The 19,357-nt window shown below is 60.5% G+C and carries 16 protein-coding genes; 6 read left to right on the plus strand and 10 right to left on the minus strand.

The features are described 5' to 3' along the window. Nucleotides 1–185 precede the first annotated feature (185 nt). The 6 genes from FW764_RS12565 (at nucleotide 186) to FW764_RS12590 (ending at nucleotide 9,352) form a co-directional block, all read left to right on the plus strand. Nucleotides 186–1,883: a molecular chaperone HscC gene (locus FW764_RS12565; protein WP_446434202.1), complete on the plus strand. Its 1,698-nt coding sequence runs from the start codon at nucleotides 186–188 to the stop codon at nucleotides 1,881–1,883. Nucleotides 1,884–1,894: 11 nt separating this feature from the next. Next, the gene (locus tag FW764_RS12570) at nucleotides 1,895–3,580 is read left to right on the plus strand and encodes a J domain-containing protein (RefSeq protein ID WP_446434203.1); all 1,686 of its coding nucleotides are present in this window, start codon (nucleotides 1,895–1,897) and stop codon (nucleotides 3,578–3,580) included. A gap of 153 nt (nucleotides 3,581–3,733) precedes the next feature. After that, nucleotides 3,734–4,984, plus strand: coding sequence for an OprD family porin (locus FW764_RS12575; protein ID WP_446434204.1), 1,251 nt, complete (start codon nucleotides 3,734–3,736; stop codon nucleotides 4,982–4,984). A 177-nt stretch (nucleotides 4,985–5,161) separates the two neighbouring features. After that, the gene (locus tag FW764_RS12580; RefSeq protein WP_446434205.1) at nucleotides 5,162–6,670 is read left to right on the plus strand and encodes a M91 family zinc metallopeptidase; all 1,509 of its coding nucleotides are present in this window, start codon (nucleotides 5,162–5,164) and stop codon (nucleotides 6,668–6,670) included. Nucleotides 6,671–6,809: 139 nt separating this feature from the next. Continuing rightward, the gene (locus FW764_RS12585; RefSeq protein ID WP_446434206.1) at nucleotides 6,810–7,694 is read left to right on the plus strand and encodes a polysaccharide deacetylase family protein; all 885 of its coding nucleotides are present in this window, start codon (nucleotides 6,810–6,812) and stop codon (nucleotides 7,692–7,694) included. A 113-nt stretch (nucleotides 7,695–7,807) separates the two neighbouring features. Continuing rightward, nucleotides 7,808–9,352 (plus strand): M91 family zinc metallopeptidase, encoded by a 1,545-nt coding sequence (locus tag FW764_RS12590; RefSeq protein ID WP_446434207.1) that lies wholly within the window; start codon nucleotides 7,808–7,810, stop codon nucleotides 9,350–9,352. Between the two features lie 29 nt (nucleotides 9,353–9,381). Here the strand turns inward: FW764_RS12590 and pcaC are convergent, their stop codons facing one another. The 10 genes from pcaC to FW764_RS12640 all read right to left on the minus strand — a co-directional run bounded on the left by pcaC (nucleotide 9,382) and on the right by FW764_RS12640 (nucleotide 19,233). Further along, a complete protein-coding gene (gene pcaC, locus FW764_RS12595) occupies nucleotides 9,382–9,780 on the minus strand; it encodes a 4-carboxymuconolactone decarboxylase (RefSeq protein ID WP_446434208.1) in 399 nt (132 codons plus the stop codon). Nucleotides 9,781–9,882: 102 nt separating this feature from the next. Continuing rightward, nucleotides 9,883–10,674, minus strand: coding sequence for a 3-oxoadipate enol-lactonase (gene pcaD / locus FW764_RS12600; protein ID WP_446434209.1), 792 nt, complete (start codon nucleotides 10,672–10,674; stop codon nucleotides 9,883–9,885). 10 nt (nucleotides 10,675–10,684) lie between these two features. After that, on the minus strand, nucleotides 10,685–12,049 hold the full coding sequence (locus FW764_RS12605; protein WP_446434210.1) for a 3-carboxy-cis,cis-muconate cycloisomerase: 1,365 nt from the start codon (nucleotides 12,047–12,049) through the stop codon (nucleotides 10,685–10,687). A 10-nt stretch (nucleotides 12,050–12,059) separates the two neighbouring features. Further along, complete coding sequence (locus FW764_RS12610) at nucleotides 12,060–13,355, minus strand: MFS family transporter (protein WP_446434211.1); 1,296 nt, start codon at nucleotides 13,353–13,355, stop codon at nucleotides 12,060–12,062. Between the two features lie 187 nt (nucleotides 13,356–13,542). Then, nucleotides 13,543–14,109, minus strand: a complete 567-nt coding sequence (pcaG, locus tag FW764_RS12615) for a protocatechuate 3,4-dioxygenase subunit alpha (RefSeq protein ID WP_446434212.1) — start codon at nucleotides 14,107–14,109, stop codon at nucleotides 13,543–13,545. A gap of 1 nt (nucleotide 14,110) precedes the next feature. Beyond that, nucleotides 14,111–14,815, minus strand: a complete 705-nt coding sequence (gene pcaH, locus FW764_RS12620; protein ID WP_446434213.1) for a protocatechuate 3,4-dioxygenase subunit beta — start codon at nucleotides 14,813–14,815, stop codon at nucleotides 14,111–14,113. A 17-nt stretch (nucleotides 14,816–14,832) separates the two neighbouring features. Continuing rightward, on the minus strand, nucleotides 14,833–16,038 hold the full coding sequence (pcaF, locus tag FW764_RS12625; RefSeq protein WP_446434495.1) for a 3-oxoadipyl-CoA thiolase: 1,206 nt from the start codon (nucleotides 16,036–16,038) through the stop codon (nucleotides 14,833–14,835). After that, a complete protein-coding gene (locus tag FW764_RS12630; protein WP_446434214.1) occupies nucleotides 16,035–16,814 on the minus strand; it encodes a CoA-transferase subunit beta in 780 nt (259 codons plus the stop codon). The genes pcaF and FW764_RS12630 overlap by 4 nt, the downstream gene beginning before the upstream one ends. Beyond that, a complete protein-coding gene (locus tag FW764_RS12635) occupies nucleotides 16,814–17,671 on the minus strand; it encodes a CoA transferase subunit A (RefSeq protein WP_446434215.1) in 858 nt (285 codons plus the stop codon). Before FW764_RS12635 ends, FW764_RS12630 begins: the two co-directional genes overlap by 1 nt. 221 nt (nucleotides 17,672–17,892) lie before the next feature. Next, the gene (locus tag FW764_RS12640; RefSeq protein WP_446434216.1) at nucleotides 17,893–19,233 is read right to left on the minus strand and encodes an aromatic acid/H+ symport family MFS transporter; all 1,341 of its coding nucleotides are present in this window, start codon (nucleotides 19,231–19,233) and stop codon (nucleotides 17,893–17,895) included. Between the last annotated feature and the right edge of the window lie 124 nt (nucleotides 19,234–19,357).

Below are 19,357 nucleotides of genomic sequence, written 5' to 3' on the forward strand. Positions count from 1 at the left end.
TGATAGTAACTGCCACCCTCCCCAAAATAGGCCTTTGAAAGCAGGTGTCTACTGTCAACCCTGACAGTAGACACCTGCACCTGAACACCTGAATCTGACGAGTTGAGTGCACCTTGCGCTCCCTTCAACCTTTCAGGGTAAAATTGGTAACAGATTCTTACAGACCACAAAGGGAGCTTGTCGTAATGATCGTAGGAATCGACCTAGGCACGACCAATAGCCTGGCCGCCGTCTGGCGCGGCGATGCCGCCGAAATGGTACCCAATGCCCTTGGCCAGTTGCTGACCCCGAGTGTGGTCGGCCTGGATGATCAAGGCCGTATCCTGGTTGGCCAAGCCGCTAAGGAACGCCTGCATACCCACCCGCACCTGACCACTTCGCTGTTCAAGCGCTACATGGGCAGTGCCACCGAAGTGCGCCTCGGCGACCGCTCGTTCCGCCCCGAAGAACTCTCGGCGCTGGTCCTCAAAAGCCTTAAAGAAGACATCGAACGCACCTACGGCCAAACCGTCACTGAAGCGGTAATCAGCGTGCCCGCCTACTTCAGCGACGGCCAACGCAAAGCCACGCGCATCGCCGGTGAATTGGCGGGGCTCAACGTTGAAAAGCTGATCAACGAACCCACTGCCGCTGCTTTGGCGTATGGCCTGCACCAGCGTGACAAGGAAACCTCGTTCTTGGTCTTCGACCTCGGCGGCGGCACGTTTGACGTGTCGATCATCGAGCTGTTCGACGGTGTGATGGAGGTGCGCGCCAGCGCCGGCGACAACTTCCTCGGCGGCGAAGACTTCGACACCCTGCTGCTCGAACACTTCGTCGACAGCCAGCGCAACGCCCAGGGTTTCCCGCCCACCAGCAGTGTATTGCAGGCCCTGCGCCGCGAAGCCGAGCGCGTGCGCAAAGCCTTGGGCCAGGACGACAGCGCCGAGTTCGCCCTGCGCGTCGACGGCCAGCAGTGGGTCAAAACCATCACCCAGGCTGAACTCGCCAAACTTTACACGCCCTTGTTGGAACGCCTGCGCGCGCCGATTGAACGCGCCCTGCGCGATGCGCGGATTCGGGTCGGCGACCTCGATGAAATCCTACTGGTCGGCGGCACCACGCGCATGCCGCTGGTGCGCAAACTCGCCGCTGGTTTGTTCGGGCGTTTCCCGTCCATCAGCCTCGACCCGGACCAGGTGGTCGCCCACGGCGCGGCGATTCAGGCGGCGCTCAAAGCCCGTTCGGCGGCGCTGGAAGAGATCGTGCTGACCGACGTCTGCCCCTACACCCTGGGCATCGAAACCTCAAACCAGTATGGTGGCCATATTGAAAGCGGGCATTACCTGCCGCTGATCGAACGCAACAGCAGCGTGCCGGTCAGCCGGGTCAAGAGTGTGGTCACGCTTCACGACGACCAGGCCTTCGTGCTGCTCAAAATCTATCAGGGCGAAAGCCGCCTGGTGAAAGACAATATTGAACTGGGCCAGCTGGAAATCCCTGTGCCCAAGCGCAAGGCCGGCGAAGTCTCGCTGGACGTACGCTTCACCTACGACAACAACGGCTTGCTCGAAGCCCAGGTGAACATCCCGCTGACCGGCGAGCAGCATTCGCTGGTGATCGAGAACAACCCGGGCGTGCTCAGCCCGCAGGAGATCGAGCAACGCCTGCAAGCGTTGGCGCTGCTGAAGATTCACCCGCGCGACCAGCAGGTCAACACGGTGCTGACCGCCCGCCTCGAGCGGCTCTACCAGGAAAACCTCGGCGAATTGCGTGAGCAGCTCGGGCACTGGGCCGCGCAGTTCCAGCAAGTGCTCGACACCCAGGACGAACGCCGCATCCGTGAGGCCCGCAGCGAGCTGACCCGTCAACTTGAGCAACTCGACAACGGGTTCTGGCGCTGAGAGATAACCACATGGACTGTTGGACAGTGTTGCAACTGGCAGACGATGCCGACGAGCGCACCATCAAGCGCACTTACGCGCGGCTGCTGAAAAGCTGCCGCCCGGACGATGACGCCGAGGGTTTCCAGCGCCTGCGCGAGGCCTATGAACAGGCGCTGAACATCGCGCGCTGGCGGGCCGATAACGAGGAGTTGGAAACCGTTGAGGCGCCGATGGCCGAACAGGCCCACGGCAATCTCAACGAGCTGGCTGAACTGATGGACGTTCGCCCCCTGAGTCCTGCGTCGTTCGAACCACCCATGGCGAAAAACGCGTATGACCTCGCCGAGCTGATGAACATCAGCCCGCTCAGCCCCGCCGCGTTTGAAGCGCCAAAGCCCAGCCCGACCCACGCACTGCTCGCCGGCGTGAACGTGCACAACCTCGATGAACGCTGGGCCCAGGCCCAACAGCAGCGCTGCGAAGAAGCATTCCAGGCCGGCCTGCTGCGCCATTGCTTCGAAGCCCCCGGCGAGCGCAGTGCAATCGTCGGTTGGGCGATGCAACACCTGGAATGGCTGACGCCCTGGCAACAGGTGGCGATGACCCCTTGGCAGCACGAAGCCCTCACCCGCGAACTGCTGCAGGATTACCGTCGCACCTTGCAGGAACTGCTGGAGCAAAAGGCCGAGCGCGAGTTCATCACCCAACTGACGCACTACAACGAGCAAGCCTGGCTGCGGGTGTTCGATCAGCAGCAACAGTGGCAACACATCATTTTGCAACTACTGCACGACACCGAATGGAGCGTGCCGCTGTTTGAACGCGTGTGCCAGGCCTTTGGCTGGGACGACCAGAAAGGCGTGTACCCAGAGCCCGCGTGGATGTGGCGCACGCTGGTCGAACGTTGCGAGCAGCAAAGTTTCTACGACAACCTGCTGGAAAAAGCCCAGAACGGGCCACGCAATGCAGTCGACACCTTGGCTGCGCGTCTGTTGCTGACGCCGATGTCCACCACCGAACAGCATCGACTGACTTCACAGTTTGGCGCAGACCAATGGAACGCCTGCCAGCAACTGTCGGAAAAACTCGCCTGGCGTTACCCGTCGTTGCTTGAACGCCTGCCCCAGCACGATGTGTTTTTCTGGCGCAAGTTTCTGCCGCGTCCAGTCACCCAAAAAAGCTGGGCCAGGGTATGGGGCGGGCTGGCCATCGCCACCTGCCTGGCCTCCATCCACCTGAAAAAAAGCCCGGCGCCGGTCGAACTCGTCATGTTCATGCTGCTGACCTTTCTGCCGGCCACCGTCGCCATACGCGCCACCCAGGCCTGGGCGGCATTCACCTCGTGCTTGCGCGTTGCGGACCTGTGGCTGAGCGAGCGGGTGTTGCCCAAACGCGTCAACCCGCGCCAATACTGGCTGGTGCTGCGCCACGGTGTGCCGCAAGTAGGGATGCTGTGGATGTTCGGCTTCGTGCTGGGGCTGATGGGCATGTTCACCTACTTGGGCATGATTCTGATCCACCTGTTCAGCCACCGGCGCATGGGTGAGGTCGACGAATCCTTTAATGCCAAATGGCCGTGGATCAGCGGCCTGCACTGGAGTTACTGGAGCCCATGGCAACTGGTGTTCCTAGTGGTGATGGTGGTCGTGACGCTCGCCTGCCAGCTGTACCTGCCCGGCTTTCCTTTGACCCGCTTGATTGAGTCTCGACTGTAAGCCACCCGTGGCGGGCCAGCCGTTGCAGCGGCGGCCCGTCAACTTGCGTTCGATCATCGCCCACAACCCGCCTGCCCCCACTTTCATCACGCCCACACCGCCAAGCAACATGGCCGACACCTGCATAACCCCAATAACAACAGGTCCTACACCATGAGCACTTTGCACCCGCGCCAGCTGTTGCTGGCGACCGCTGTCGTCAGCCTTGCCCTGCCCGTCGTCGCCGCAGAACACGGCTTTCTCGAAGACGCCAGCGCCAACCTCAACTTGCGCAATTTCTTCATCAACCGCAATTACACCAACCCGACCAAAGCCCAGGGCGGCGCGCAGGAGTGGACACAAAGCTTCATTCTCGACGCCAAGTCCGGCTTCACCCAAGGCACGGTGGGCTTCGGTCTGGATGTGCTGGGTTTGTACTCGCAAAAGCTCGATGGCGGGCGCGGCACCGGTGGCACCCAGCTGTTACCACTGGACCACGATGGCCGCCCGGCGGATAACTTCGGGCGCTTGGGTGTGGCGTTCAAAGCGCGGATTTCCAAGACTGAGGTCAAGGTTGGCGAGTGGATGCCGGTGCTGCCGATTTTGCGTTCAGACGATGGCCGGTCCTTGCCGCAAACCCTGCGCGGCGGGCAGATCACCTCCAAAGAGATCGACGGCCTGACCCTCTACGGCGGCCAGTTCCGCGCCAACAGCCCGCGCGATGACAGCAGCATGACGGATATGTCGATGTCCGGGAAAACCGCTTTTACGTCCGACCGCTTCAACTTCCAAGGCGGCGAATACGCGTTCAACGACAAACGCACCCAGGTCGGCGTGTGGAATGCTCAGCTCAAAGACATCTATCGCCAGCAGTTCGTCAACCTGATCCACAGCCAGCCCGTGGGCGACTGGACCCTGGGCGCCAACCTCGGGTTCTTCTACGGCAAGGACGACGGCAGCGCCCGCGCAGGGAGCCTGGACAACAAAACCTGGTCTGGGCTGTTCTCTGCCAAATACGGCGGCAACACCTTCTATGTCGGCCTGCAAAAACTTACCGGCGACAGCGCCTGGATGCGCGTCAACGGCACCAGCGGTGGCACCCTTGCCAACGACAGTTACAACGCCAGCTACGACAACGCCGAGGAAAAATCCTGGCAAGTGCGCCACGACTACAACTTCGCCGCCCTCGGCATACCGGGCCTGACCCTGATGAACCGTTATATCAGCGGCAGTAACGTGCATACCGGCACCGTCACCGACGGCAAGGAGTGGGGCCGCGAGAGCGAACTGGGCTACACGGTGCAGAGCGGCACATTCAGGGATCTGAACGTGCGCTGGCGCAATTCGAGTATGCGCAGGGACTTCAACAACAATGAGTTCGATGAAAACCGCTTGATCGTCAGCTACCCCATCAGCCTGCTGTAAGCGTCCAGGTCAGCCCGGGTGAAAGCCGCGTGCTGATTGAGCGCGGCTGTTTTGTCGCAAGTTGCCTCAATTGCAGTAGGAACGTTTAACGCTAATCGCTCGACTGACGGATACCTGCGCCGGCGTCGCAAACGCCGGTTCTAAAAACGCTAAGATCCGTCAGGAAGGTAACCCCCCATGAGCTCAGTAACGTCGCATCACAGCCACTTCATGGCGCCATCCCAACCTACCGTCAACAGCAACCCACCCACACCGCGCTCCAACGCACCACGTACTCAAACCACCCAAAAAATGCTGGTGGATGACGGTAACCTGCGTGCAGGTCAGGTACTGATCAAGGGTCTCAAAAACCCTGAACGCCCTGAGACGCTAGCCAATGTTCTGCTCCTCGAAACAGGCGATAAATCAGACCAGATCCACATCAGCCAACGTCCTGATGGCCAACTGTATGCGCAGGTGAACGGTCGCTGCTACGCCTTCAATACGCACGACGGCGAAACAAATGTTCCGACCTTACTGCACATCAAAACCGGGGCGGGTAACGACCGTATTACCATCGATCCCAATGTCACCGTGCGTGTGGAGATCGAAGCCGGCGACGGTGATGACTTTATCCAGGCAGGCGGCGGCCACACCACCATCTACGGCGGGCGCGGCAATGACCATATTCGGCTTGGCAGCGGCATAGCCTATGCAGAAGGCAATGAGGGCGACGACACGATGATGGGTGGCACTGGCAACGCCGTCATGTACGGAAATCGCGGCAGAGACCGCATGTACGCAGGCAGCGGGCCGGCGAGTAAACACAGCCACCTGGATGGCGGCGCCGACGACGACCAGCTTTACGCGGGCAATGGCCATACCGTGCTCAATGGCGGGCTGGGCAATGACCTGCTGGTGGGCCATGACGACACCACCTTTTACACCGGGGAAGGACACGACACCGTCAGGGCCAACACCATCAAGGCACGTATCTATGCACAAGAGACGGATCGCCTCATCGGCACTCAAGGTGCAACCATCAACCACGTGACGCCGACCAAAGCGGGCCGACAAGCCTTCCGGGTAATGGGACCACCCGATTTCATTCAACGGGTCGAAGACGATCTGGAATTGCTTCGCGCATCGCCCCAAGGGCAAAAAGTGCTGGTGGCGTTGGATAAGGCGGCGCTGCAAAACGGCGGCCCCGTCAACATTGTTCCCTCCGATGGCCCCGGTAATCGCTACATATTCTCAAGCGCCGAGCTGCAAAGACTGGAAGATACCCGACAGCTTGGCGATGAACCGGATAACCCGAAGCACGGCTATATCAAGGATGGGGTGCCTGGCGCGCGCGCGGACAAAGCCACAATTCTCTATGACCCGTCATCCTATGGCACCGACGACCCGACTTCGCCCCTGGTCCAGCTGTACCATGAGATGGCGCACGCCTGGAACGGCGCCAACGGCACTTTCCTGCCGGGCTCGAGCAAGCCGACCGCAAAAAATCCTGAGCGTCCTGGTCCACCCAATGCAGAACTGCAAGCCGTCGGCCTGCCAACCAACGCGGCGCCCTTTGACTTCGATAACAACCCCTTCACGCCTCCCACCTCAACCAACCCTGCCCCCTTTACGGAGAACTCGCTAAACGAAGAAATGGGCAAGCCGTTGCGACAACGCTACGCCTTACATCTGAAAGCGGGCTGAGTCAGCGGTCCGCTATCGCTTAAGACCAGCGGCAGTATTTAGCGGTGATGACAGCCGCGATCATGCTGTATCGTGCACGCGCCCTTCACCCGGCACACGGACCCTCGACACGGATGACGACCTCTGAACCCAGGCTGCCATGAAATACCTGACTGTCATTCTGTCGATCCTGCTCAGCGGCTGCATAAGCGCGCCCATTGCCCTCACCGCGCAGACCGAGCAGCGTTTACAAGCCCAGGCCCCCATTCGCTTCTTGCTGACCTTCGATGACGGCCCCAGCGCCTCGGGCTATAACAACCCGAGCCGCTCGGTCATAACCGACCTGGCGCACAACCCGGTAATGCCGGGAATCAAAGCGGTGTTCTTCCTGCAAACCGAATCCTCCCGCGCAGGCGGCAGCCCTCGGGGGCGCAAGACCATTGCGCGTGAATACGCAGCCGGACACGTCCTGGCCTTCCACACGGCCACGGGGTTTCACACCAACCACCGCTGGCTGAGTGACGCCGAGCTTGAAAGCACCCTCAGCCAGGGCGCGGCGGATATCGCCTCGATCACCGGCACGCCGCCTCTGCTGGTGCGCCCGCCCTTCTGGAACTACGACAAGCGCACCTTCGCCGCCTACCAACGCCACGGCATGCACGTATTGTTGACCGACCTGAGTGCCAATGACGGCAAGATCTGGGGCTTCAACGGCAGCCCGCGCCGCCGGGCGAATTTGTACCGGCAACTGTCGGTGGTACGCGAGCGCATTGCCTTGGGCGAGTTACCGACGGTAGACGGCGTGATACCGGTGGTGGTGACCTTCCACGATATCAACCGCTACACCGCGCGGCACTTGCAGGAGTACTTGCAGATTCTGATGGACAGTGCCCGAATCAACGGCATGAAAACCGCTGCCGAGCCGTTCTACACCGACCCCGCCACGCTCGAACGCGCGGCGCTGGCGCGTACGGTGAAGGATATGAATGAAGTGGTGCACTTGCCGGGTGCATGGAGCTGGATATGGGATGCGGACTCCCACTGAAGATTGGAATCGCGCACTTACCGGGTTCATTTTCTTGTCGTCTATGGAACTGCTCACTTATGAGACGCCACTGATGCAGCTTTCGACATCCTATGTTTTCAGGGTTTTCTATAGTGAATACATTACGCCCCGACCAACCCTCACCCGACTCTGCGTACCGCTCCTACATTCACCAGGCGAACGCTTCTGAACATAAAAAAACACTCCCCCCGGCCCTTATCGACGGTAATGTCAAACCTGATACCCCTTACAACTCCACACCCGCCACTCATAAAATTCCGCAAAACCCATCAACAATCGACTTTTACGCGCTCTTCAAAGACGCCAGCATTCACGTGTCCAGAGAGTGCACTGTACGTGAAAGTGAAGTCCGCGCTTATCCCCCTAAATTGGTACGCGATACGTTGACGATAAAAACTGGCGACGGTGATGACATTGTGAACGTCAGTAATGGCGCAAATGGTCATCTGCGTATCACCATCAACACGAGAATCTACGACGTAAAACTTGCCCCCAAGCAAACACTAAAAATACAAACGGAAGGCGGCAATGACCGCATAAAAGTAGACAGCGATGTCCATGCCGAAATCCAGATAGAAGGCGGCGACGGTGATGATCATATTTGGGCTGGCGGGGGCCGTACGAGGGTATTCGGAGGCGCCGGCAGCGATCACATCTATCTTGGCGCCGGCACCAGTTATGCGGAGGGCGGTGACGGTGCCGACTGGATTCAAACCGGCACAGGACGAGCAGTTGTTTACGGCAACAATGGCAATGATGTAATTCAAGGCTACGTAGGCCCTGGGGGCAAACCCGCCTATATGGACGGCGGCAGCGGGAAGGATCAGATTCACGGGGGTTCCAGCCACACCGTCATGAACGGCGGCTTGGACGATGACACATTAAGCAGCGTCGGACGCGCTACCTTCTACTCAGGAAAGGGTGACGATACGATTGTATCCATCCATGACAGCGATCTTATCTACGCAAAAAAAGATGACCTGATAAAAAAGACCACCGCCGCAAAACTCACACTGATCTCACCCAGCGACGCTGGAAAAAAAGCGTTCACTCTTGAAGGCTCTACAGAGTTCCAACAACGGATCAACGATGACCTGGAGATGCTTAGGGGCTCCCCTGCTGGTCAGGAAATGCTAAGCGAGTTGGACAGGATGACCAAGCGCAACGGCTTCCCTCTGAAAATACTGGAGGTTCAATCCGAGGACGTTAACTTCTACACGGGTCATAACGAATACTATGAAAACCTGATCAACACCGGACAAAAACTGCCTATTGGAGAGGATCCAAAGCTGAGCACCCTTCAAGAGGGAAAGCGGGGCGATGTGATGACCAGTGGCGACGTATTCAGTAATCGCTCCTACGTGCCTGAAGGCCCGGTTAACAGATCGCCCCTGAGTGCCTTTTACCATGAACTGTCACACGCTTATAACTTTGGTAACGGCACTGTTTTCCCTGGTAAAACCGACGGGGAACTCAACCTCGAACGTCAAGCTGTCGGCCTGGACACCAATGCCCCTGAATTTGACTTTGATGATGACCCGCTGACGCCTGCCAGCAACACTAACCCCTACCCGTTCAATGAAAACGCACTTCATGAAGAAATGGGTGAGCCGCTACGTGACAAATACCGAGGTTGAGCTGAAGACGCAAGCAAGCTTGGCGGCAATCAAGTTTTTCCGCGCGACTCTACACCCAGCTCATCCCACACCGACTCCGCCAGGTGAAACGTCGCGTTCGCCGCCGGGATGCCGCAGTAAATCGCGCTCTGCATCAGCACTTCCTTGATCTCGGCGCGGGTCACGCCGTTGCTCGCGGCGGCGCGCAGGTGCAGCTTGAGTTCTTCACTGCGGTTCATGCCGATCAGCATCGCAATGGTGATCAGGCTGCGGGTGTGCCGTGGCAGGCCGGGGCGAGTCCAGATATCACCCCAGGCGTGGCGGGTGATCATTTCCTGGAACTCGCTGTTGAATTCGGTCAGGGCGTTGAGGCTGCGATCGACGTGCGCGTCGCCCAGCACTTCGCGGCGCACTTGCAGGCCATCGGCGTAACGTTGTTTCTCGTCCACAAAAAGCTCCTGGTTCAATGAGATATCAGCCCGATCACCCGAGGCGAGCCCACTGGTTGTGATGAATGGGCTCGTTATGGCGAGCGGGCTTGCCACAGAGGGTTAATCAGTCAGCAAAAAACCCAATACACGGTCGCTGAACTCAGCCCCGGCCTGGACGTTCGACAGGTGCGCCGCATAGAACTCGGCGTACTCGGCGCCCCGCACATGGTGCTGGATAAAGTGACTACCGGCCGGCGGCGTGACCGCATCTTCAGTGCCGGCGATCACCAATGTCGGCACTTGGATCGCAGCCAGTTGCTCACGAAAATCGGCGTCGCGCACCGCTGCGCAGTTGGCGGCATAACCCTGGGGCGATGTGGCCGCAAGCATGTCGGTAATCTGCTTGGCCTGGTGCGGATTGGCGGCGGCGAAATCGGCGGTGAACCAGCGCGCAATCGACGCATCGCGCAACGCCACCATGGCGGCCGGGCCATCGCGCAGGACCGTCTCGATACGTGGGTTCCACACCTCAGGCGTGCCAATCTTGGCCGCGGTGTTGCACACCACCAGCCGCTGCACACGGTCACCCGCGTGAATGCCCAGCCATTGGCCGATCAAGCCGCCCATGGACAGCCCGCAAAAATGCGCGCGCTGGATATCCAGTGCATCCAGCAGCGCGATCACGTCACGGCCAAGTTGCTCAATGCTGTACGGCCCCTCGGTGACCAACGATTTGCCATGGCCACGGGTATCGAAACGCAGCACGCGAAAATGCGCTGTAAAGGCCGGCATCTGGATGTCCCACATATGCAGGTCGGTCCCCAGGGAATTGGCCAACACCAGCACGGGTGCGTCGAGCGGCCCGTCCAATTGGTAATGCAATTCGCCCTCGGCGAGTTGTACAAAAGCCACAGCGGTCTCCTTACGCGGTCAATGCAAAATGGTCGGCCACCGCGCGGGTGACCCACATGTGTGCCTGGCCCAGGTAGTGGGCCGGATCAAGCAGGCGGTCCAATTCAGTCGCTGACAGTTCGCCGGTGACCTGTGTTTCGTTCGCGAGTACCGCGCGCAAATGTCGCCCCTCGGCAACGGCGCGCTTGCAACAGTGCTCCAGCAGATGGTGCGCAGTTTCGCGGCCCAGGCGTTGGGCAAGCACACTGCTGACGGCTTCAGCCAACATCAGCCCTTGGGTCAGATCGAGATTGCGCGCCATGCGTTCAGGGTCGACCTCCAGTCCCTCACTCACTAGCAACGCTTGCTTCAAGGCGCCGGACACCAGCCGGCAAATGTCCGGCAAGGTTTCCCACTCAGCGTGCCACAGGCCCAAGCTGCGTTCGTGCTCCTGGGGCATGGCGCTGTACATCGTCGCCACCAATCCTGGCACGCGGGTGGCCGCGCTGATCAGCACAGCGGCGCCCACGGGGTTGCGCTTGTGCGGCATGGTCGACGAACCGCCTTTGCCTGGCGCCGACGGCTCGAACACTTCCGCCGCTTCGGTCTGCATCAGCAGACTGATATCGCGCCCCACTTTACCCAGGCTGCCAGCAATCAGGCCGAGCACGCTGGCGAATTCCACCAGCCGGTCGCGCTGGGTGTGCCAAGGCTGCTCGGGCACACTCAGTTGCAGCTCCGTGGCCAATGCTTCGGCCACCGGCATGGCGTGTTCGCCGAGCGCCGCCAGGGTGCCGGACGCGCCGCCGAATTGCAGCACCAGCAAGCGCGGCTTCAACTCGGCAAGGCGCTGGCGACTGCGCGTCACCGCGCCCAACCAACCGGCGATTTTCATTCCCAGGGTCACCGGGGTCGCATGCTGCAACCAAGTACGTCCGGCCAACGGCACGCGCGCATAGCGTTGCGCCTGCATGGCGAGAATCTCGCCCAACTGCGCCAAGTCCGCTTCGATCAATTCCAAGGCGCTGCGCAGTTGCAGCACCAGGCCGGTGTCCATCACGTCCTGGCTGGTCGCCCCCAAGTGCACATAACGTTCGGCACCGGCGTCTTCGCTGGCGATCAACTTACCCAGCGCCTTCACCAGCGGAATCGCCGAATTGCCCGCCGTGGCAATCGCCACGCCAAGCGCATCCACGTCGTACAAAGACGCCAGGCACGCCTGGGCAATCGGTGCGACGGCGGCCTGGGGAATCAACCCGACCTGGGCCTCGGCCCGGGCCAACCCCGCTTCAAAATCCAGCATGCCCTGCAAACGTCCCCTGTCGCAGAACACCTCGGCCATGCTGTCAGCGGTGAAGTAAGCGTCGAACAGTTGGTTGCTCGTGCGCAGTGTCATAACTCATCCCTTACAGATCGTGATGCAAGTACGCCGCCTCTTTCGGTAGGCGCAAGCTGAACAGGAAGGCCACCGCCATCATCACGGTGACGTACCAATAGAAGGCGTTTTCCATGCCGATGGATTTAAGGCTCAACGCGACGACTTCCGCCGAACCGCCGAACACCGCATTCGCCACCGCATAGGCCAGGCCAACGCCCAATGCACGCACCTGCGGCGGGAACATTTCCGCTTTGACCAAGCCACTGATGGAGGTGTAGAAACTGACAATCGCCAAAGCCAGGGTGATCAGCACGAAGGCCAGGAACGGGCTGCTGATGGTTTTTAACGTGAGTAGGATCGGCACTGTGAACAGTGTGCCAAGGCCGGCAAACCACAGCATCGAATTACGCCGGCCGATCTTGTCCGCCAACATGCCGAACAACGGCTGCATGCACATGTAGAGGAACAGCGCGCCGGTCATGATGTAGCTCGACGTCTTGGCGTGCATGCCAACGGTGTTGACCAAATACTTCTGCATGTACGTGGTGAACGTATAGAAAATCAGCGAGCCACCGGCGGTGTAACCCAGTACCGTCACGAATGCTTTACCGTGGTCGCGTAACAACGCGACGATGCTGCCCGCGTCCTTGTTCTCGCGCATTTCCTTGCTGGAGGTTTCTTTCAACGTGCGACGCAGCAGCAGAGAAATCACCGCCGCGATGGCGCCGATCACAAACGGAATCCGCCAGCCCCAGGCACGCAGTTCGTCTTCGCTGAGGATCTGTTGCAGGATCACGACGACCAGTACCGCCAGCAGTTGCCCGCCGATCAGGGTCACATACTGGAACGAAGCGAAGAAGCCACGCTGGCCCTTGAGCGCGATTTCACTCATGTAGGTGGCAGTGGTGCCGTATTCGCCGCCCACCGACAAACCCTGGAACAAACGCGCCACCAACAGCAAGGCCGGGGCCCAGGCGCCGATGTCTTTGTAAGTGGGCAAAAAGGCGATGACCAAGGAACCGGCGCACATCATCAGCACCGAGATCATCATCGAGCTCTTGCGCCCGTGCTTGTCGGCCACCCGGCCAAATAGCCAGCCGCCGATAGGACGCATCAGGAACCCGGCGGCGAATACGCCAGCAGTGTTCAGCAGTTGGACCGTAGGGTCATCCGACGGAAAAAACGCCGGGGCAAAATAGATGGCGCAGAAGGCATAGACATAGAAGTCGAACCATTCGACGAGGTTGCCAGAGGATGCGCCGACAATTGCAAAAATCCGTTTGCTGCGTTCTTCTCCGGTGTAGTGAATCGTTTTTGTTGTCATGTTTTTTCACTCAGTGGGAACGGTTATAGCCTAGACATACTTTGCAACAAACATGTTCCGCAAGCGGACTTTTGGATAATTGTTGTCTGAACCAGCCTCATCGGGAGCAAGCTCCGTCCCACACTTTGATGTGTGAATTCAGTCAAATGTGGGAGGGGGCTTGCTGCCGACAGGATTTCAAGCCAATTCAGTAATCGAAGAACACCGTTTCCTTATCTGTGCCCTGCAACACCACATTCCACTGATACACACCGCCTGCATCCGTCTTGGCCATCAACGTGCTGCGCCGCTGTGCGGGCACACACGCCAGTAACGGGTCATCCCTATTCAACGCCTCACCGTCAAAATAAATCCGCGTCAGCAAGTGCTTCACCAACCCGCGTGCAAACACTAGCACCACCAGGTGTGGCGCCTGAGTCGTACCCGCAAGCCCCGGCACGCTGCCCGGTTTTATCGTGGTAAAGCGAAAGCGCCCTTCGGCATCCACCGGCACCCGACCAAAGCCTTCGAAGTTGGGATCGACGGCTTTGTCCTGTTCATCTTCAGGGTGATCGTATTTGCCGGCGGCATTGGCCTGCCAGACTTCAAGCATCGCGTCGTTGACGACATCACCGTTGCCGTCCACCACCTGTCCGCTGATCGCCACGCGCTCGCCGAGGGTAGCCGACACGGTGAGGTCTTCGCGGTTCAGCCAGGTCAGGCCGATGTGGTAATACGGCCCGACGGTGTGGGACGTGGTCGCATAGAGTGTCATCTCATTTCTCCATCGGCGTGGCGTCGCGGCCGCGCAGGACGATGTCCCAGCGGTAGCCGAGGGCATAGGAAGGAATGGTTTTTTCCAGATCAAAACTCGCGATCAGGCGCTGCTTGGCCGAGGTGTCCGGCACGCAGTTGTAGATCGGGTCGTATTCCAACAGCGGGTCGCCGGGGAAGTACATCTGTGTAACCAGGCGCGTCAGCACGCTCGGGCCAAACAGCGAAAAGTGGATATGCGCCGGGCGCCACGCGTTGTGGTGGTTGCCCCACGGGTAGGCGCCAGGCTTGATGGTCTGGAACTGGTACCCGCCATCGGCGTCGGTGACGGTGCGGCCGGTGCCGGTGAAGTTCGGGTCCAGCGGCGCGTCGTGCAGGTCGCGCTTGTGGTTGTAGCGGCCGGCGGCGTTGGCCTGCCAGATCTCCACCAGAATGCCCGGCACCGGCAGGCCATTCTCATCCAGCACACGGCCATGAATGATGATGCGCTCGCCTTGCGGATCGCCTTCATGCTGGGCGGTCAGGTCATTGTCCTGCTCATTGACGCGTTCAGCGCCAATGCACGGGCCGGTGATTTCCGACAAGGAATGCGGCAGAAACACCAACGGCTGGGACGGCGAACGCAGGTTCGTCGACTGGTAGGCCGGGTGCAGGTATTCCGGTTGAGTACCGGCTTGCGGGCGCCGGTATCCGGGCTTGTCACTCATGGAGCAATCCTCTCGTATTAGATGCGTTCAATCGCCAGGGCCAAGCCTTGGCCGACGCCCACACACATGGTCGCCAAGCCTCTGCGGCCACCGGTTTTTTCCAACTGGTGCAAGGCCGTCAACACCAACCGCGCGCCACTCATGCCCAGCGGATGGCCGAGGGCGATGGCGCCGCCGTTCGGGTTCACCTGGGGTGCGTCGTCGGCGATGCCCAACTCACGCAGCACCGCCAGGCCTTGGCTGGCGAAAGCTTCGTTGAGCTCAATCACGTCAAAGTCAGTGACTGCCAGGCCCAGGCGCTCCACCAGTTTGCGCACCGCCGGCACCGGGCCGATGCCCATCACACGTGGTGCGACACCGGCACTGGCCATACCCAGCACGCGGGCACGGGCGGTCAGGCCATGTTTTTTAATCGCTTCAGCGCTGGCCAGAATCAGCGCTGCCGCACCGTCATTGACACCTGAGGCGTTGCCGGCAGTGACGGTCCGGTCCGGGCCATTCACTGGTTTGAGCTTGGCCAGGGCTTCCAAGGTGGTGTCGGCGCGTGGATGCTCATCCTGCTCGACCAGGGTTTCGCCTTTTTTATGCGCGACGCGTACCGGCACGATTTCTTCAGCAAAGAACCCGGCAGCTTGCGCGGCGGCCGTACGTTGCTGGCTACGCAGGGCGAAGGCGTCCTGATCGGCGCGGGACACGCTGTAGTCGTCGGCGACGTTATCGGCGGTCTGCGGCATCGCCTCCACACCGTATTGGGCCTTCATCAACGGGTTGATAAAACGCCAGCCGATGGTGGTGTCTTCAAGTTTCATGTTGCGTGAAAACGCGGCATCGGCCTTGCCCATCACGAACGGTGCGCGGGACATCGACTCGACGCCACCGGCAATCGCCAGCTCCATTTCGCCGCTGGCGATGGCGCGAAAGGCCGTGCCGATCGCGTCCATGCCCGAGGCGCATAAACGGTTGAGGGTCACGCCGGGAATACTTTCCGGCAGGCCCGCCAACAGCAGCGCCATGCGCGCGACGTTGCGGTTGTCTTCACCGGCTTGGTTGGCACAACCGAGGAACACTTCGTCGACGGCACTCCAGTCCACCGACGGGTTACGCTCGATCAGCGCCTTGATCGGCAATGCCGCCAAGTCATCGGCACGCACCGTGGATAGACCTCCGCCAAACCGGCCGATGGGCGTGCGGATGGCATCGCAGATAAATACGTCACGCATCAGGCGTCTCCTGGCGCTTGGCCATGGGCGGCGGCGGTGCGAGCTTCGAGATCACGCAGGGCCTTCAGTTCGATATCAGTCGGTGCGTCGGTGATGCTCACCGGGTCGGCGAACCGAATCGCCCAACCGGTGGCCGCGACCACTTGCTCGCGGGTCACGCCGGGGTGCAGCGCGGTGACCACAAATTCATGGCTACCCGCTTCCGGCTCCATGATGCACAGGTCGGTAATAATCCCTACTGGGCCAGCGCCCGGCAGGCCCAGACGTTTACGTGAATCGCCGCCTTCGCCGTGGCCCACCGAGGTGATGAAGTCCAGTTTGTCGACAAACGAGCGCGCCGACTGCTTGAGGATGATCAGCACGCTCTTGGCCGAGCCGGCAATCTCCGGCGCGCCACCGGCACCCGGCAGGCGCACGTTGGGCTGGTAGTAATCACCGACCACGGTGGTGTTGATATTGCCGAAGCGGTCGACTTGGGCAGCGCCCAGAAACCCCACGTCGATACGCCCGCCTTGCAGCCAGTAGCGAAAAATCTCACCGGTCGGCACGACGGTGTCGGCGGTTTCCGCCAGCTCACCGTCGCCGATGGACAGCGGCAGTACACTGGGTTTTGCGCCGATCGGGCCGGACTCGTAGATCAGCACCACATCGGGTGACGAGGTCAGGCGCGCCAGGTTGGCGGCCTTGGAGGGCAAGCCGATGCCGACAAAGCACACCGAGCCGTTCTTGAGGCGGCGCGCGGCGGCGACGGTCATCATTTCATTGGTCGAGTAAGCCATTACTTGGCCTCCTGCGCGGTGGCCAGCTTGGCCTGGAATGCACTGAAATCGACGGTGCCGTGGATGTATTCGTCGATCCAGGCGGTAAAAGTCCCACGGTCACGAGAGATCGGGTCCCACGCCTGGTAGAAGCGGTTATCACGCTCGTTGTAGCCGTGGGCGTAGGACGGATGCGCGCCACCGGGTACATGGCACACCGCCGTCAGCGCCCAGGTCGGCAGCACACAGCTGTTCATCGGTGCATTCAGGTCGTCGACGATTTCTTCGACGGTGACGATGCAACGCTTGGCTGCCAACGCCGCTTCCTTCTGCACGCCGAGAATGCCCCAGAGCAACACGTTGCCCTTGCGGTCGGCCTTCTGGGCGTGGATCACGGTGACATCCGGGCGCACCGACGGCACCGCCGCCAGCACTTCGCCGGTGAACGGGCAAGTCACGGTCTTGATCAGCGGGTTGACCTTGGGCAGGTCGGAGCCGGCGTAGGCACGCAGTACGGCGAACGGCAGGCCCGATGCACCAGCAACGTAGGCGTTGGCCAGGTCGGCGTGGCTGTGCTCTTCGATCTCCAACGATTGCGGCCAGTGTTTTTCCACCGCATCACGCAGGCGATGCAAGGAGCCCACGCCGGGGTTGCCGCCCCAGGAGAAAATCAACTTGCGCACGCAGCCGGCACCGATCAACTGGTCGTAGACCAAGTCAGGCGTCATGCGCACCAATGTCAGGTCTTTCTTGCCCTGACGAATGATTTCATGACCCGCTGCCGTAGGGATCAGATGGGTGAAGCCTTCCAGTGCGACGGTATCGCCGTCGTTCACGAATTGCTTCACCGCGTCACGCAGCGCAAGAATTTCAGCCATCGGTTGGGCTCCCGGTGTTGATCGAAAAAGGCGCTGAGGTGGCGCCGAAGTGCTTGAAGATTAAGCCGGGGCAATGGGGCGAACAATCCGATAATCGACTCAGTGTTCGATTATCGAACGAATTGTTGTCTAGCTAATCGTTCTGCGAGCACGGTCAATGGGGGAGCTGGCTTGCCAACTCCCACAAAAGCATCCTGGGTGCCACGCGATCGCGTCGAGCTTCAGGTCGCATCCGCATGGCTGACCATGCCTTTGATCACCACGGCTGCCGTGGCCAATGCCGCCGGGATCACCAATGCAGTCAGCACTTGCTCGAAGTTCCAGCCCAAGCCCAGCAAGGTGGCGCCCATCCACGCTCCGAGAATCGCGCCGAACCGACCGATGCCGAGCATCCAGGACACACCGGTAGCCCGGCCTTGGGTTGGGTAGAAACGTGCGGCCAGGGACGGCATCGCCGATTGCGCACCGTTGACGCACATGCCGGCGACCAGCACCAAGGTCGCCAATAGCGTGATGTTGCCCAGGCTCTGCCCTACCGCGTAGGCAAACACACCGGCCAGCAGGTAAAACGTGCCGATGACCTTGTGCGGATTGAAGCGGTCCATCGCCCAGCCCACGCCGACGGCGCTGAGTACACCGCCGAACTGGAACAACGCACCGATAAACGCGGCCTGTTCCATGCTGGCGCCGCTGTCACGCATCAGCGTGGGCAACCAACTGGTCAGCAAGTACACAATCACCAGCCCCATGAAGTAGGTGAGCCACAGCAACAAGGTGCCGGCGCTGTAGGTGCCGGAGAAGATCACCGCGAACACGTTGCGCGCCTTGACAGTTTTTTGCTCGGGCACGCTGAAACTGGTGGCTTGGGCAACGAGGTTGGGCTCGATGGGCGACAAGGTCTTGCGCACTTTGTCGCTGCCGCGGTTGCGCACCACCAGGTAGCGCGCGGATTCCGGCAGCCACACCAGCAGCACCACGGCCAGGATCAACGGCAAGATGCCGCCGATCATCAGCAGGCTGTGCCAACCGAACGCCGGGATCAGCTTGGCCGAGATAAACCCGCCACCGGCCATGCCCAGGTTGAAGCCGCAGAACATGCTGGTCACCAGCAGCGACTTATGACGCTCGGGGGTGTATTCGGAGAGCAGCGTGGTGGCGTTCGGCATCCCTGCGCCCAAGCCCAGCCCAGTGAGGAAGCGCAATGCCAGCAACTGGTCGATATTCGTGCTGTAGGCCGAGGCCAGGCTGAACGCACCAAACACCAGTACCGCACTCACCAGCACTACTTTGCGCCCGAAGCGGTCGGCCAGCGGGCCTGAACCCAGTGCGCCGAACACCATGCCGATCAACGCGGCGCTCATCACCGGGCCGAGGCTGGCGCGGTCGATGCCCCAATCCTGGGACAGCGCGGGCGCGATAAAGCCCATGGCGGCAGTGTCGAGGCCGTCGAGAAAGACGATAAGGAAACACAGGATCACCACGCGCCACTGATAGCGTGACAGCGGCTGGGCGTTAATAAAGGACTGCACGTCCAGGTTAGTACCGACAGAAGGCTGATTCATTATTGTTATTTCCACACCGATGGGCGGGCGAACGGCTTGGGGCCGTCATTATTATTGGGGCGGCGCTCAGAGCGCTGCCGCACATTAATAAGCCGCGAGAATCATCGTCAATCGATCAGGCCGG

The sequence above is a fragment of the Pseudomonas sp. 1152_12 genome (genome assembly GCF_052850675.1).

Coding starts and splice junctions, on each gene's coding strand:
- FW764_RS12585 (WP_446434206.1), top strand. CDS start 6,810: ATGAAATACCTGACTGTCATTCTGTCGATCCTGCTCAGCGGCTGCATA.
- FW764_RS12635 (WP_446434215.1), bottom strand. CDS start 17,671: ATGGCTGAAATTCTTGCGCTGCGTGACGCGGTGAAGCAATTCGTGAAC.
- FW764_RS12630 (WP_446434214.1), bottom strand. CDS start 16,814: ATGGCTTACTCGACCAATGAAATGATGACCGTCGCCGCCGCGCGCCGC.
- FW764_RS12565 (WP_446434202.1), top strand. CDS start 186: ATGATCGTAGGAATCGACCTAGGCACGACCAATAGCCTGGCCGCCGTC.
- FW764_RS12640 (WP_446434216.1), bottom strand. CDS start 19,233: ATGAATCAGCCTTCTGTCGGTACTAACCTGGACGTGCAGTCCTTTATT.
- FW764_RS12570 (WP_446434203.1), top strand. CDS start 1,895: ATGGACTGTTGGACAGTGTTGCAACTGGCAGACGATGCCGACGAGCGC.
- pcaH (WP_446434213.1), bottom strand. CDS start 14,815: ATGAGTGACAAGCCCGGATACCGGCGCCCGCAAGCCGGTACTCAACCG.
- pcaG (WP_446434212.1), bottom strand. CDS start 14,109: ATGACACTCTATGCGACCACGTCCCACACCGTCGGGCCGTATTACCAC.
- FW764_RS12575 (WP_446434204.1), top strand. CDS start 3,734: ATGAGCACTTTGCACCCGCGCCAGCTGTTGCTGGCGACCGCTGTCGTC.
- FW764_RS12610 (WP_446434211.1), bottom strand. CDS start 13,355: ATGACAACAAAAACGATTCACTACACCGGAGAAGAACGCAGCAAACGG.
- FW764_RS12605 (WP_446434210.1), bottom strand. CDS start 12,049: ATGACACTGCGCACGAGCAACCAACTGTTCGACGCTTACTTCACCGCT.
- FW764_RS12580 (WP_446434205.1), top strand. CDS start 5,162: ATGAGCTCAGTAACGTCGCATCACAGCCACTTCATGGCGCCATCCCAA.